This window comes from Vibrio sp. 1180_3 (assembly GCF_029478545.1).
GTDB classification, from domain to species: domain Bacteria; phylum Pseudomonadota; class Gammaproteobacteria; order Enterobacterales; family Vibrionaceae; genus Vibrio; species Vibrio aestuarianus.
On record NZ_SJFM01000006.1, the window covers coordinates 100,336 to 114,680 of the forward strand.

13 protein-coding genes and 1 pseudogene are annotated in these 14,345 nt (G+C 42.1%); 10 read left to right on the forward strand and 4 right to left on the reverse strand.

Annotated elements, in window-relative coordinates:
- Nucleotides 1-432: 432 nt before the first annotated feature.
- Complete coding sequence (gene glgX, locus EYW48_RS05760; protein ID WP_277431988.1) at nt 433-2,403, forward strand: glycogen debranching protein GlgX; 1,971 nt, start codon at nt 433-435, stop codon at nt 2,401-2,403.
- Nucleotides 2,404-2,577: 174 nt separating this feature from the next.
- Here glgX and ulaG read toward each other — a convergent pair whose 3' ends face one another.
- A complete protein-coding gene (ulaG, locus tag EYW48_RS05765; RefSeq protein WP_053311631.1) occupies nt 2,578-3,645 on the reverse strand; it encodes an L-ascorbate 6-phosphate lactonase in 1,068 nt (355 codons plus the stop codon).
- Nucleotides 3,646-3,773: 128 nt separating this feature from the next.
- Complete coding sequence (ulaR, locus tag EYW48_RS05770; protein ID WP_053311630.1) at nt 3,774-4,529, reverse strand: HTH-type transcriptional regulator UlaR; 756 nt, start codon at nt 4,527-4,529, stop codon at nt 3,774-3,776.
- A 390-nt stretch (nt 4,530-4,919) separates the two neighbouring features.
- On the opposite strand from ulaR, the gene EYW48_RS05775 reads away from it, so the two are divergent.
- The 7 genes from EYW48_RS05775 to EYW48_RS05805 all read left to right on the forward strand — a co-directional run bounded on the left by EYW48_RS05775 (nt 4,920) and on the right by EYW48_RS05805 (nt 10,903).
- Nucleotides 4,920-6,680, forward strand: coding sequence for a PTS ascorbate-specific subunit IIBC (locus EYW48_RS05775; RefSeq protein WP_168524341.1), 1,761 nt, complete (start codon nt 4,920-4,922; stop codon nt 6,678-6,680).
- 61 nt (nt 6,681-6,741) lie between these two features.
- Nucleotides 6,742-7,221: a PTS sugar transporter subunit IIA gene (locus EYW48_RS05780; protein ID WP_053311628.1), complete on the forward strand. Its 480-nt coding sequence runs from the start codon at nt 6,742-6,744 to the stop codon at nt 7,219-7,221.
- Between the two features lie 10 nt (nt 7,222-7,231).
- Nucleotides 7,232-7,924 (forward strand): L-ribulose-5-phosphate 4-epimerase, encoded by a 693-nt coding sequence (locus EYW48_RS05785; protein ID WP_053311627.1) that lies wholly within the window; start codon nt 7,232-7,234, stop codon nt 7,922-7,924.
- 5 nt (nt 7,925-7,929) lie between these two features.
- Entirely contained in the window at nt 7,930-8,751 is an 822-nt protein-coding gene (locus EYW48_RS05790; RefSeq protein ID WP_277431989.1) for a Cof-type HAD-IIB family hydrolase, read from the forward strand.
- Nucleotides 8,752-8,756: 5 nt separating this feature from the next.
- Entirely contained in the window at nt 8,757-9,404 is a 648-nt protein-coding gene (locus EYW48_RS05795) for a 3-keto-L-gulonate-6-phosphate decarboxylase UlaD (RefSeq protein ID WP_277431990.1), read from the forward strand.
- 8 nt (nt 9,405-9,412) lie between these two features.
- Nucleotides 9,413-10,294 (forward strand): L-ribulose-5-phosphate 3-epimerase, encoded by an 882-nt coding sequence (locus EYW48_RS05800; RefSeq protein WP_274681052.1) that lies wholly within the window; start codon nt 9,413-9,415, stop codon nt 10,292-10,294.
- Nucleotides 10,295-10,480: 186 nt separating this feature from the next.
- Nucleotides 10,481-10,903, forward strand: coding sequence for a hypothetical protein (locus EYW48_RS05805; RefSeq protein ID WP_277431991.1), 423 nt, complete (start codon nt 10,481-10,483; stop codon nt 10,901-10,903).
- A 70-nt stretch (nt 10,904-10,973) separates the two neighbouring features.
- Here EYW48_RS05805 and EYW48_RS05810 read toward each other — a convergent pair.
- Nucleotides 10,974-11,183: pseudogene (locus EYW48_RS05810) on the reverse strand (N-acetylglucosamine-binding protein GbpA); the annotation flags it as partial.
- A 1,197-nt stretch (nt 11,184-12,380) separates the two neighbouring features.
- On the opposite strand from EYW48_RS05810, the gene EYW48_RS05815 reads away from it, so the two are divergent.
- Together EYW48_RS05815 and EYW48_RS05820 are read left to right on the forward strand one after the other, a co-directional pair.
- The gene (locus EYW48_RS05815; RefSeq protein WP_176313716.1) at nt 12,381-12,686 is read left to right on the forward strand and encodes a hypothetical protein; all 306 of its coding nucleotides are present in this window, start codon (nt 12,381-12,383) and stop codon (nt 12,684-12,686) included.
- A gap of 2 nt (nt 12,687-12,688) precedes the next feature.
- A complete protein-coding gene (locus EYW48_RS05820) occupies nt 12,689-13,096 on the forward strand; it encodes a DUF2007 domain-containing protein (RefSeq protein ID WP_277431992.1) in 408 nt (135 codons plus the stop codon).
- Nucleotides 13,097-13,132: 36 nt separating this feature from the next.
- Here EYW48_RS05820 and EYW48_RS05825 read toward each other — a convergent pair whose 3' ends face one another.
- Nucleotides 13,133-14,113, reverse strand: a complete 981-nt coding sequence (locus tag EYW48_RS05825) for an arginine deiminase-related protein (RefSeq protein ID WP_172533395.1) — start codon at nt 14,111-14,113, stop codon at nt 13,133-13,135.
- Nucleotides 14,114-14,345 lie beyond the last annotated feature (232 nt).

The following is a 14,345-nucleotide window of genomic DNA, read 5'->3' on the forward strand; positions in this document are numbered from 1 at the left end:
TTACGGACAATATTTAAAACTTTCTCTCTTCTCCTATTGGAACCTGCAAGGCAGTTGACAGATAGAACCCAAAAGAAGAGGTAAGACGGGACTAGGTCCCCAGTTGTTTCAACGATGAGAAGATTACTAAAGGCGTAAGGGGATGGCTTCCTCCACCCTAAAGTTATTTAAGGGGGAGGAGAAAGGAGGAGAAATTTTACAGTATGGTGTTTTTAAGGCATCGATCACGTATTTCAGGGGGAGGAGATCAATTACTTATGACAAAAGGGAATACAAAATGCATATCTGATCACTATTTCACTACAATTAGTCAATGAAAATGAAATAAAATTACATCGACATTTTATTCATTGGATACTTGACCTAGTCACAACAAAGCTTTTTACTTAAACCGACGACGATGTGAAGCGACATAACAATAAAGATAACCTTATGAAAAGTAATATTTCCAGCCCTCACCCATTAGGAGCAACCGTTGACGAAGCGGGTTGTAACTTTGCTATTTATGCTCCGGCTAACAAACAACTTTTACTCGCTCTCTTTGATGAAGAGGGTAATTACACAACACATGCATTAGACAATGAATATGCAGGTATCCAACACACCTATATACCAAACGTAAAAGCTGGTCAGAAATATGGGTATGTGATCTTAAATGAAGAAGAGCCGCACTATATTTCAGACCCCTACGCAAACGCGATAGACAAAAACTTAGACTACAAAACCCCTTTTAGTTCCAAAAAAAGTTTTCAGTTGCCAAAATGCATCGTGATTGATGATCACTTTGATTGGCAATCTAGCGTTAAACCTAATATTCCACGCGATGAAACGGTTTTGTTTGAAACACATGTCAAAGGGGTGACGCAGTGCAACCCTAATGTTGCTACAGCGCAACAAGGAACATATTTAGGTTTGGTTAGCGATGAAATGCTGCAATTTTATCGCCAGCAAAATATCACCACATTACAGCTTTTACCTGTTGCCGCATGCATGCATGAGCCTCATCTTTTAGACATGGGAAAAGTGAATTATTGGGGTTATAACCCCTACTTATTTATGGCTCCTGATCCACGCTATGCCCAAAATGATGCAGTCATTGAACTAAAAACGACCATACGAGAACTGCACAAACACGGTATTGAGGTGATATTGGACGTGGTATATAACCACACAGCCGAAGGTGGCGAAGATGGCCCTGTCTTTAATTTAAAAGCACTCGATCCTAAATACTACCTTAAGCATGGCCAGCATTACGCGAATTTTACTGGCTGTGGTAATACGGTTGATCTTTCTTATCAACCAGCGCTTAACCTTGTCATGGACACACTACGCTACTGGGTTAGCGAGTATAAAGTGGATGGTTTTCGCTTCGATCTCGCGGCAACACTTGGCCGTAATGGTGATAACTTCAGCCCAGACGCTGCTTTTTTCAAAGCTGTTGCTCAAGACCCTATTTTAAAACACATCAAACTTATCGCCGAACCATGGGATATTGGACCTAATGGATACCAAGTAGGTAATTTTCCGCTCGGCTGGAACGAATGTAATGACAAACTGCGCGATATTACAAGAAGCTTCTGGCGTGGTGACCAAGGTTACATGAAGGAATTTGCCACCCGTTTGATGGGCTCTCGCGACCTTTATAGCGCAGCAAATTGGCCATATAAACTAACCGTTAACTACATTACCTACCACGATGGCTTCACCATGCAGGACTTGGTTTCTTATAAACACAAGCATAATGAAGCGAACGGTGAACAAAACCGAGATGGTCACGGCGATAACCGTTCAGACAACTATGGCGTTGAAGGCGAAACCGAGAATATGGTGATCATCGCCACGCGTGAAAAGCAAAAACGTAATATGATGGCCAGCCTGCTTTTTGCATTTGGTATTCCACACATTCTGAGTGCTGATGTTCTTTCACACACCCAACAAGGCAATAACAATGCGTATTGCCAAGACAATGAGATCAGTTGGCTCAATTGGAGTATGACCGAGCGAAAAACCTATTTTAAAGACTGGTTAGCAGAGATGGTGGCAGCACGCCAAACCTACATGGTGCCCTTTATTCGCGCGTTTAGTGGCGAGGAACGAAATTGTAACCGCATTTTCTGGCGTCGTGTTGATGGCACCTTAATGGAGCATGATGATTGGAATCGATTAAGTTCGGTTGCTCTGCATATGGGTATTGGTACAGACGGAGCGGAAATGCTTTATCTCATTAACCAAACTAACGCACCGGCTCGCTTTACCCTTCCTAGTGATCGCGACCAAAATTGGCAAGTCATTTGTGACACCAATCTGCGCAATGTACAGCCCGGTCATGCTGAAAATGAATTATTGCAATCACCAACTTCAATGACCATTTTGCACTATCAACCACCAGCACAAATAGAGTAAGTAATCCTTTAAGTACAACGTATTACTGTTACCTACCATTCTCTACGTGATGACTTAGAAATGATAGCAACTTCTGAAATCAGTGGGTTAGAATTGGAAACGGAACCCCCAGTCTAGCTGGGGGTTTTCTCGATACAAAGAAAAGAGGCCGAATTCGGCCTCTTGTTGGTTACATTATAGAAACGCTTTATATGGCAATTCTGGCTCATCAACAAAGATATCGCGGAAGCCTCTAAAATGTTGGTAATGCATACGACCTTTATCTGTCGGGTAAGTATATTTACCGCCAACTTGCCAGAAGAACGGGGCAAAACCGTATTGCAGGCGATCTTTCTTCATTTGCCACAACACTTCAATTTCACGCGGGTCATTTTGGAAGTTCGCCCAAATATCATGATGGAATGGGATCACCACTTCACAATCTAATGATTCACCCGCACGTAAAATATCAGATGCGGTCATTTTATCGGTCACACCACGTGGATTTTCACCATAAGAAAGCAAAGCCACATCGATTTGATATTCATTACCGTGTTTAGCGTAATAGTTAGAGTAATGAGAATCACCAGAGTGATAAATTGAACCACCAGTGGTTTCGATTAAATAGTTGACGGCGCGGTCATTCATTCCATCTAAAATCGCTTTGTCGTAAGACGAAACCCCTTTAGGCAAAGTAACCAGAGCAGTTCGGTCAAACGAATCGAGCACTTTAATTTTCATATCGCCAATTTCAATACAATCACCGACTTTCGCAACAACGCAGCGCTCTTCTGGTACTCCCCAACCCAGCCATAAATTGACGCAAGCTTGCGGGCCAATAAATTTCACATGCTCACCACAGTTCTGCAATACCGCTGCCGCAACATTAATGTCAATGTGATCAGCATGGTCATGTGTTGCTAGCACCGCATCAATCTCTTTAATACCAAATGGGTCCATCACAAAAGGCGAAGTTCTGAGGTTAGGTTGCAGTTCTCGCACCCCGCCCATACGCATCATTTGGTGCTGAGGGTTCATCAATGCATTCTTTTGCGTTTTCTTACCGGTTCCGCACCAAAAATCGATAGAAATATTGGTGTTCCCTTCTGTTTTCAGCCATACACCAGTACAACCAAGCCACCACATCGAGAAAGTATTGGCTTCCACAACCGTATTTTGGATCTCTTCATTTAGCCATGTTCCCCACTCTGGGAATGTATTAAGAATCCATGACTCGCGGGTAATTTCATTCACATTACTCATAACAATACCTTTTATTTCACAATAAGTTAGACAATTTTTAGGATGTAGGGAGCTAAGCGTCTTAATCTGAAATTAAGACACTGAGCCAATGTTTTATTTATTAGAATGGGTTAGAGAATAAACACCATCTACACGAGCATGACCTCTATTCCTTGCTGTCGAAGTCCTTCAATGACATCGGGGTTGGCATCTTTACCCGTAATCACAATGTCAATTTTGTTCGCCGAGCAAAATAACATACCAGTTCGCTGCCCAATTTTTGAACTATCAACCACCACAACCAGCTTGCCAATCTGTTCAAGCATTTGTTGCTCTGCCACAGCAGTTAGCATGTCGGCTTTATACAAGCCATTTTCCGTTAAACCTTTGCCGCTGGTAAACATCCAATGGCCAGCATAACCACCTAACGCATCCGGTGCTGGGTTTAGGAAAATATTCTGAGCTTTGTTGTATTGACCTCCGATGATAATCACATCGTCATGATCTTCATTGATGAGATAGCTCGCGAGCGGGAAATAGTTAGTCACAATTTGTACATCTTGGCCGCATAGCTCTTGCCCAAGCAAGAAAGCGGTTGAGCCACAGTTGATCACCACACTATCGCCGGGTTTACACAACTTTGCCGCAGCCATCGCTACATTTGATTTCTCATGGAAATGATCCGTACTGTCAATATTGAGCGGAGTCCAAGCTCTTTTTTTAATCTCTAAACGCTCTGCGCCATTACGAACCTTTTTTAACTTACCTAGCTCATCGAGTTTCGAAATGTCACGCCTTGCCGTCGCAGGCGACACGTTAAATTTATCGATAATGTGCGCGACATTAATGGTCCGCATGTTATCCAGCAAAGACAGGATTTCATTATGTCTCTGTACTTCGTTCATGGTTATCACCTTATTTTTTCATCAAGTGATTACTTGGTGACTATTTATGATTTGTTTTGATTCTATTTCTCAGACCATATTATGTCAAACACTATGCAGATAAAATTTCCCTCCGGATCACAATAAATCATAAGCTATTGATTTAACTTTAAATAAATAATTTTTAGTGACCTGTGTATCAAATAATACTTTCGCTTAACGGCAAAATTGATAAAAATCAAAATAATCACAAATGAGCATTGAATGATTACTTTTGATTGGTAAAGTCTATTTCGTGAGCAAAAACTGAATAAGATCATAACAATCTGATTTATTCACTCGAACCTACACCCAGCTTCTAGTAAGACGGGAATAAACATAACTACAAATACATAATCAAGGGGTAAAGATATGGAGTTCTTGTACGATATCTTCTACATTTTTTATAGCCAAGTCATGACTAAAGCACCTTTGCTGCTGGGCTTAGTCACCTTAATTGGATACTGGTTATTAAGAAGAGACGCGACCACCATCATCAAAGGATCAATTAAAACCATCGTTGGTTTTATGTTGGTGCAAGTCGGTGCAGGCACATTGGTTGCAGGTTTTAAACCTGTGATTGCTAAGCTGTCCGAATATCACGGTTTGACCGGGTCAGTGATTGACCCCTATACATCAATGATGGCAACTATGGAGATCATGGGTGATAACTACTCTTGGGTAGGCTATACCGTTCTTCTTGCACTCGGCATCAACATTCTTCTGGTCCTATTTCGCCGATACACGGGCATTCGCACCATTATGCTTACCGGGCACATCATGTTCCAGCAAGCTGGGTTGATAGCAGTGTTCTACCTAGTGCTAGGCACAAGCATGTGGGAAACCATCATCTATTCCGCAGTACTGATGGCATTGTACTGGGGGATCTCTTCAAACATCATGTTCAAACCAACCGAAGCGGTTACGGGTGGCGCAGGCTTCTCGATTGGTCACCAACAACAAGTTGCCTCTTGGATCGCCACTAAAGTGGCACCGAAATTAGGTGATAAAAATGAAAGTGTTGATCACCTAGAATTGCCTAAATGGCTGCATATTTTCCATGACAGCATCGCAGCAACAGCCATCGTGATGACGGTATTTTTCGGCATTATCTTGCTCTCTTTTGGCTTGGATAACCTACAAGAAATGGCAGGTAAGACCCACTGGTCTATCTACATTCTTGAAACGGGCCTGAAATTTGCGGTAGCCATTCAAGTCATTGTCGCAGGCGTGCGCATGTTTGTGGCTGAACTTTCTGAAGCGTTCAAAGGCATTTCAGAACGCGTGATCCCTAATGCGGTACTAGCCATTGACTGTGCCGCTATCTATGCCTTTTCACCCAATGCGATGGTATTTGGTTTCATGTGGGGTGCTATCGGCCAATTTACCGCGGTTCTGGCGATGTTGGCATTTGATGCGCCAATCATGATCATTCCTGGCTTTATCCCGATGTTCTTCTCTAACGCAACGATTGGTGTGTTCGCCAACCACTTTGGCGGCTGGCGCGCAGTAATGAAGATCTGTTTTGTGATGGGTGTTATCGAAGTGGTTGGCTCTGCTTGGGCTATTCATATCTTCAACCAACACGGTACAGAGTTTAGTGGTTGGATGGGCATGGCTGACTGGGCATTAGTATTCCCTCCTATTATGCAAGGTTTATCCGCGTCTAACTTGTTCTTCTTTGTCCTTGTAGCGCTAGCTGGTGTGTACATGTTCTTTGCTTCGAAACAACTTCGTGCTGAAGAAGACGCACAAGGCATGGTGCAAGTATCCGAAGAGCCAGAAGTAATGGCGGCGGTAGAGCAAGCAATTAAAGCGAGTGATGGCGTTCGCCCTGTCAGCATCTTAGCGGTATGCGGTAACGGCCAAGGTTCTTCGATGATGATGAAAATGAAAATTGGCAAATACTTAGAGAAAAAAGGGATTCCACACGTCATGGATTCCTGTGCTGTGTCTGACTACAAGTCAAAACTGGCCTCAACCGACATCATTGTATCGTCAAAACATCTATCTGGAGAGATGGAACCCGGTGACGGCAAATTTGTACTCGGTGTACAAAACATGCTTAACCCGAACTCTTTCGGTGATGAACTGCTCGATATTATCGACAAAAACTTTGTGACACTGAAATAACCAACTCAATACAAAAACAATAGGTGCCAGCCCGACTGGCACCACCTCTGGAGATAGAATTATGGGACTCAAACAGTCATTAATCGATAACAACTCGGTTCAACTGCAAGCATCAGCTAGCAACTGGAAAGAAGCGATCAAAATCGGTACCGATATGCTCATCGCCTCCGGTGCGATAGACCCACGTTACCACGATGCCATCATCAGCAGTGTTGAAGAATTAGGCCCTTATATTGTTATTGCACCAAACCTTGCCCTGCCCCATGCACGCCCTGAAAATGGTGTCATTAGAACCGCATTTGCCTTAGTGACACTCGACTCACCGATTTATTTTGATGGTGAAGATGAACCTGTCGATGTGCTGATCACACTGGCGGGAAGCTCTTCTGATGAGCATATGGAAGGGTTGATGGAAGTAACACAAGTGCTTGACGATGAAGAAAGCGAAAGCGGTGTCGATCTCGACAAACTGCGCCGTTGCCGTAGCAAAGATGATGTTTATAAAGTGATTGATGAAGCTTTAGCAGCTCAAATGGCTTAGTGAGGATATTATGTACAATGCATTGAAACAGCGAGTACTCGACGCAAACCTCAAACTACCCAAATATGGTTTAGTGACCTTTACTTGGGGCAACGTCTCTGAGATTGATCGCCAACTTGGTGTCATCGCCATTAAACCTTCGGGTGTTGAATACGATGGCATGAAAGTGGACGATATCGTTGTCGTCGATCTCGATGGTCATATCATTGAAGGTCACCTCAACCCTTCCAGCGATACCGCCACCCATATCGAACTATATAAAGCATATCCAAGCATTGGTGGTGTGGTGCATACACACTCGCGCAGCGCCACTATTTGGGCTCAAGCCGGAATTGATATTCCAGCATTAGGTACCACGCACGCTGACTATTTTTACGGTGATATTCCTTGTACTCGCAAGCTTTCTTACGATGAAATCTCTGGTCCCTATGAGCAAAACACTGGGCTGGTGATCATTGAAGAATTCAAACATCGGAATATTGACCCAATGGCGGTGCCGAGTGTCATCGTGGCAGGACACGCCCCATTTTCATGGGGTAAAGATGCCAATGATGCAGTGCATAACGCGGTAGTACTGGAAGAGATCTCTGCGATGGCGTTAGCAACCCGTTCACTTAATAGCGGTATCAAGATTCAACCAGAGCTGTCTGATAAGCACTACCTGCGTAAACATGGCGACAACGCCTATTACGGGCAAAGGTAATCACTATGTATAAAGTCCTCGCATTGGATCTTGATGGCACCGTATTGACGGATGAACACACCATCCATCCCGAAGTCAAAATGGCCATTCAACAGGCGCAGCAGCATTGCCATGTAGTGATAGTTACCGGTCGCCATCATACAGCAGCGAAACCGTATTACTCAGAGCTTGGCTTAACCACACCTATTATCTGCTGTAATGGTACGTATATTTATGATTATCAAAAAGATCAAGTGCTCAGACACAACGCGATCGACAAACAAGATGCATTAACGTTTCTCTCACTGGCCAAAGAGTTTCAAATGAAACTGGTGATGTACGTAACCAATGCTATGACCTATTCCAGCCGTAACCCGATTGCGTACATGCAAGCACTGGAGAAATGGGCAAGCCAGTACCCTGCGGAACATCGACCAAAGATCGAAAAAATCGATTCATTCAGTACTCGAGCCCAACAAGAACCGTTCATCTGGAAATTTGTGGTTGAAGGGTTACCCAGTTCGATTGAACGACTGTCGCAACAAGCGTGGGTTCAAGAAAAATTCAACGGAGAACGTTCTTGGTCAAACCGAGTCGACTTTGCAGCAAAGGGCAATAATAAAGGGCTGCGTCTTGCGGAATATGTCGCCGACCTCGGCTATCACGCCAACCATGTTCTGGCGGTGGGTGACAACCATAACGACATTTCCATGCTTAAGTATGCGGGGCTGGGGGTGGCAATGCACAACTCCGATGACACGGTGAAATCACACGCCAAACTCATTTGCGCAACCAACAATAACCACGATGGGCTTGCCCGTCTGATACGTGACAAAATTCAAGGATAAATATCATGACCAAACCAATGATCCAAATCGCTTTAGACCAAACTGACCTTATCTCCGCTATTGAAGTAGCAAAGAACGTAGAAAGCTTTGTTGATGTTATTGAAGTAGGCACCATTCTCGCCTTTGCTGAAGGAATGAACGCTGTAAAAACACTACGCAATAACCACCCAGACCACATCTTAGTCTGTGATATGAAAACCACCGATGGCGGTGCTATTTTGGCTCGTATGGCATTTGAAGCCGGTGCCGATTGGATCACCGTATCAGCTGCAGCGCACATAGCGACCATTGGGGCGTGTAAAAATATTGCCGATGAACTGGGTAGAGAAATTCAAATTGAAATCTACGGCAACTGGACCTTTACTGATGCACAAGCGTGGGTTGATTTAGGCATCACACAAGCCATTTATCATCGTTCAAGAGATGCTGAATTGGCAGGGGTCAGTTGGACCAATGAAGATCTAGAAAAAATGCGTCGGTTGTCTGAGCTGGGTTTAGAGCTTTCCATCACTGGCGGCATTGTACCGGAAGATCTTTACTTATTCGAAGGCATCAAAGCCAAAACTTTCATTGCAGGACGCGCACTTGCGGGCGAAAAAGGAAGAGCAACAGCTGAAGCACTACGCGCTCAAATCGATCGTTTCTGGAACTAGGAGGCGTTATGTATCAACACATGCAACGTCATCGCGTTGGGCTGTATGAAAAAGCGTTGCCTAACGCCTTTAACTGGGAAGAAAAACTGTCAGCAACCAAAGAACTTGGCTTCGATTTTCTCGAAATATCGGTTGATGAATCTGATGAACGCCGCCGTCGCCTAGACTGGGATGACGGTACTATTTATATGCTACGCCGCTTATGTGAACAGTACCAAATACCATTGCAGTCGATGTGTTTAAGCGCACATCGCAAGTTTCCTTTTGGCTCAGCCGATCCAGCCATTCGTGAACAAGCAGTGCTGCACATGGAAAAAGCCATCACCTTAGCCTACAAATTGGGTATACGCACCATTCAATTGGCTGGTTATGACGTCTATTACGAACCAGCGAATAAAACAACACATCAACGTTTTATTGAAGGCATGCGTCATGCGGCGAAACTGGCGGAACGAGCTGGGGTGATGTTAGCTGTTGAGATTATGGATACAAACTACCTTAACTCACTCAGTAAATTTGAAATTCTCAACCGAGATATTCAGTCACCTTATTTTACGGCTTATCCTGACGTTGGAAATATTTCAGGTTGGAATTATGATGTGTGCACAGAACTAGCACTGAGTATGCCTCACATCACGCAAATCCACCTTAAAGATACCTATTGTGTCACGTCTGAGTTTCCCGGGCAGTTTCGAGATTTGGTCATTGGTGAGGGAGAGGTTCACTTCGATGCTATTTTCCATACCTTAAAAGCAACACAGTGTGTCGTACCATTAGTCATTGAAATGTGGGCACACGATGATCAATGGAAACACAATATTCGAGTTGCCCAAGCCAGGCTAAACCAAGCTTGCGACTTTGCTGACTTACCACGTTTGTTCAACCTGTAAATAACTTAACAAAAACATGCTCCGAGGTCCTTCACCGCAGGGCCTATTTTATCCCCACTAGGGATTGTACAGCGCTCCCTCCCCCGAGAGCGCTGTACGTTTTCCTTAAGACCATTGACATCACCAAGACAATCACGCAGAGTTGCCCCCTGCCTAACACCTTGATGCATAATGCTCGACTAAATAATGAAATTACTTCATCTACAACTATTCTGGTACGAAAAACATCACACTCTTTTAGAGATGGAAGATCTCCCAGTACTAATTCCAACACAAGAACAAGAACTAAAAGAGTGGGTAAAATGTCGTCGTAAAATCCTAAGTTACGAAGCGCACCAGCAACCTTGGGTCAAAGTAAACGTTGATGGTTTCTCTTCTACATTGCATCTCAAACCTAACGGCACGCTGGTTGAGCAAGATCTATTTAGTGAAAAAAAACTGCAAGGTTTATGGAAGGTCAACGATGGTTTCTTATTTATTAAAGTTATCAGCGGTGAGTTTATTGTTGAATACCAAATTGTTGGTAATACGCAACAAAATATCCATTGTGGTATTGAATATATCAATGGCCGATTAAGTACCTATAGCAAATTTATTCAAACCAAATAATAAATACCGCGGACAACAAACAAAGAATGAGCTGGGTCTATTGAGTTTCAACCGCAAGCTACCACTGGCTCTAATTCAGTCTGTACCAAGCCATGTTCCAATATGAACCAATACCTGGCTCATATTGATTAGAATGTTCATTCCACTGAACGCAATAACCAGAGTTTGGGTATGGTTGACATTGGTAAATGTTACCATCTCTTGCTAATACCCTTGTACCAGCAACATACTCTTCAAGATATTCCGGGAATATGTAATCGTATTCATCGACTGGCGGTGGTAGCGATCCTGTGAACTCCACTGGGGAAAAAACCTTTAAACGGAGATAATCACAATCACGATGTGGTGCCTCAAATACGTTACGAAGTCTATTGCCTATTTGACCTTCTGTAATAAAAACTCCCTCTTTAAATTTACACAAAACGTTATCACCATTCGGAGAATTTTTATAAAATAGGGTTCCACTCAGAGTAAAACTATTATTGGGAGAGATGTTAACCTCACTGAATACAGATTGAGAGTGAACCGCTAACTCAAAGGAACCTCGGTTATTTTGATCACTATCTACTGACCATATTTTTTGCATCGTCGGTTGGCCATTAATAGATGTTAAAAAAATATCCCCGTAAACTTCAACTCGAGATTTTAAATGTATCAAAAACTCCATTCTATATGGAATAATCGACTCCACTCCTTTCTTAGATGAATGAATAATGCTTTCTGAAAAAACACAAGATGAAAATAAAACACTAACCAACAAAAAAAATCTACTTAAACCCTTCACGTCATAACATCCTTAGTAACTTGTAAAAAATAATGAACAAATGTTAACTTTATGTGTAAAACATTACTAACAATACTATCAAAAAACAAATAATCCTGTCGCAAGTTAATATTCAACATCATTTTAAATCACTTAAAATCACTTAAAATCACATTATAAATTTTCGAAAATTAATGTCTTAACACTACTCTCTTAAAATGTAGCGTTTTATATAATCCAGGCTTTGGTAAGCTTTTATCTGGTTAAAGAATCCATTCCACATATAGATACAATCACCAACCAAACACAACAATATGCACCAGAGCGCCTACCATGTGCGACATTGAAGCGCTAAGAATGTCTTTGCAATGTACGGGTAATTCTTAACAGACAAGATATTTAATAAACGAAAAATAAGTAAGGGATAAGGTAAGTGATAGACTCCATCACTTACTATAAAAGGAGAAGAATTTAGTTCTTAACGCTGCAAGCGGTTCCCCCGCCCCAAAAAAGCATGGGTGATACCTGTGATGAAAATCGGTCTCTGCATTATTCATAAATTACATACCTACATTAAAATCAATAAAACAGTTATAAATTAAGCCAGGTAAACAAAACTTTTAAAAAATACATCACATCAGTGATACATATATGTTCACCTATATATTGGAATCAGTGATAATGGATAAAATATTTAATTTGTAGGGATTTTTAATGAGTAAACACATCCAATCCCCATTGTTAGCGTTAGTAATATCAATTCCATTTCATTCCTTCGCAAACGATAGCGAATTAGATTTATCAACAATGTACCAAGATAAATTCACCAAAGAGATATTTACTCAAGATGGCCGAGTTTTTAGGTCTGTCGGTAAATATCAAACTATAGATAAGCATGGCAACTATATCTATAAAGATTGTTCCGAAACGGATTTTTATGGTGACCCAAGTGTCACTCCTCCAGAAGATGCGATTTTACCAGGCCCCGAGTGTGAATTGATAGAAGTCATAATCTATTAGTCATGCTTATTGTTTCTAGATATTCCTTTACGCATGAGGCATATATAGCAAAAGCTAAGCTTCATTCTTTTGGTATCGATTGTCATTTAACTGATGAACACACCATAAATTCTCAGTGGCTCTACTCTGATGCAATAGGAGGCGTAAAGCTGTGGGTATTTGAACTGGATTTTGATAAAGCAAACACCATACTGGCACATGATTATTCAAATGACGTTGATGCTGTATTTTCAGACAACAGTGGGAATGACAACGCCAGCTGCGACGACTGTAATAGTGATGAAGTAGTAATATTCACAAAGGGTAAGTCTCTTGCTTTTGCTATTTTCATTCTTATTGGTTTTCCGTTATTTCCATTCAAACATGGTTATAAATGTAAAAATTGCAACAAGTTTTTCATCCACAGGTAATTTATTAGTAAATAAAAAGAATGAGTTATACCCAAACTACTTGGAGTTGCAGCTAGGCGGCAAGAATACCTCTCCGAGCATACATCTCACTGAACCACCACCGATATTTTCAATCGTTTTGACGTTAAAAGGCAACAATTTACCATGGCTCGCAAGCTGTGAGCGTTGCGCTGGAGAAAAAGCATCAAAGGCAGATTTCGACATCGCAATCACTTTATCACCATTAACAGTCTCTAATTGCAAAATATTGCCGCAGAAACGGTTCATCTGATCCAATGAAATAGAAATAACCTGCTTGTCTTTCGCCAGTGATTTCACAACAAATCGACGTTCAAATTCTGGAATCACTTCATCACAAATAACGCAGAAGTTTTCACCTACCGCCATCATCACGTTAGTGTGGTAAACCGGTTGCCCTGAAGGCAAAGCCGTTTGGAACGAAACAACCCGCGGATAACCGATTCGATTGGCATAATCTTCTAACACTTCACGGTCACAACGTTGCGACAAAGCAGCATAAATCGTCCTGTTACTATGATCCATCACCATCACACCGGTACTTTCGAGATACGCGTTGCTGTCTTGATAATCAAGTAACGAATCTTGTGCTGACACCACTCTTCCGGCATATTTTAACGCCTCAATAAGCGCTTTAGGCCTCACCTCATGCTGACGATTTTTACACGCCATTGGGAAAGAAAATAACTTGCCATCAGCAGTGGTACTGAACCAGTTATTAGGAAAAACCGCATCTGGAGTCTCCTGCTCGGAAAGTGGATAATCAAACTCGACCACCTGCACACCTTCGCTACGCAATGAATCAACCATCGTTCTAAATTCGGCCATTGCAAGCTCACGAACTTGCGCTGTTGTTAGCGATACTTGATGCTGAAACTCATTATCTTGCGCGGTTTGTGCATTAAACTTGAACTCTTTTGGTGGCACCATCACAACGCAATTAGCGTTTTGTACGTTTTTCAATTCTGGCTGTGAGAGCAATTGTCCTTGTAACATCATAGAACTTATCCTTTCCACTTACTGAACTTGAATTGTAAACATAATGTTAAGTAAAGATTTGCTGATTTTATGATTATTTCATCGGTTCAACTTCATTCTTTTTCTGTAAGTTATAATTTCGTCAGCAATAATTACTGCCAAAACAGGACACCACTCAAAAATATGCATGGAATATGCAAATAATATTCAGTACTCGGTGCTCATTAAGTTGTTTGGATATAAACGAGAGGGG

Coding starts and splice junctions, on each gene's coding strand:
- glgX (WP_277431988.1), top strand. CDS start 433: ATGAAAAGTAATATTTCCAGCCCTCACCCATTAGGAGCAACCGTTGAC.
- ulaG (WP_053311631.1), bottom strand. CDS start 3,645: ATGAGTAATGTGAATGAAATTACCCGCGAGTCATGGATTCTTAATACA.
- ulaR (WP_053311630.1), bottom strand. CDS start 4,529: ATGAACGAAGTACAGAGACATAATGAAATCCTGTCTTTGCTGGATAAC.
- EYW48_RS05775 (WP_168524341.1), top strand. CDS start 4,920: ATGGAGTTCTTGTACGATATCTTCTACATTTTTTATAGCCAAGTCATG.
- EYW48_RS05780 (WP_053311628.1), top strand. CDS start 6,742: ATGGGACTCAAACAGTCATTAATCGATAACAACTCGGTTCAACTGCAA.
- EYW48_RS05785 (WP_053311627.1), top strand. CDS start 7,232: ATGTACAATGCATTGAAACAGCGAGTACTCGACGCAAACCTCAAACTA.
- EYW48_RS05790 (WP_277431989.1), top strand. CDS start 7,930: ATGTATAAAGTCCTCGCATTGGATCTTGATGGCACCGTATTGACGGAT.
- EYW48_RS05795 (WP_277431990.1), top strand. CDS start 8,757: ATGACCAAACCAATGATCCAAATCGCTTTAGACCAAACTGACCTTATC.
- EYW48_RS05800 (WP_274681052.1), top strand. CDS start 9,413: ATGTATCAACACATGCAACGTCATCGCGTTGGGCTGTATGAAAAAGCG.
- EYW48_RS05805 (WP_277431991.1), top strand. CDS start 10,481: ATGAAATTACTTCATCTACAACTATTCTGGTACGAAAAACATCACACT.
- EYW48_RS05815 (WP_176313716.1), top strand. CDS start 12,381: ATGAGTAAACACATCCAATCCCCATTGTTAGCGTTAGTAATATCAATT.
- EYW48_RS05820 (WP_277431992.1), top strand. CDS start 12,689: ATGCTTATTGTTTCTAGATATTCCTTTACGCATGAGGCATATATAGCA.
- EYW48_RS05825 (WP_172533395.1), bottom strand. CDS start 14,113: ATGATGTTACAAGGACAATTGCTCTCACAGCCAGAATTGAAAAACGTA.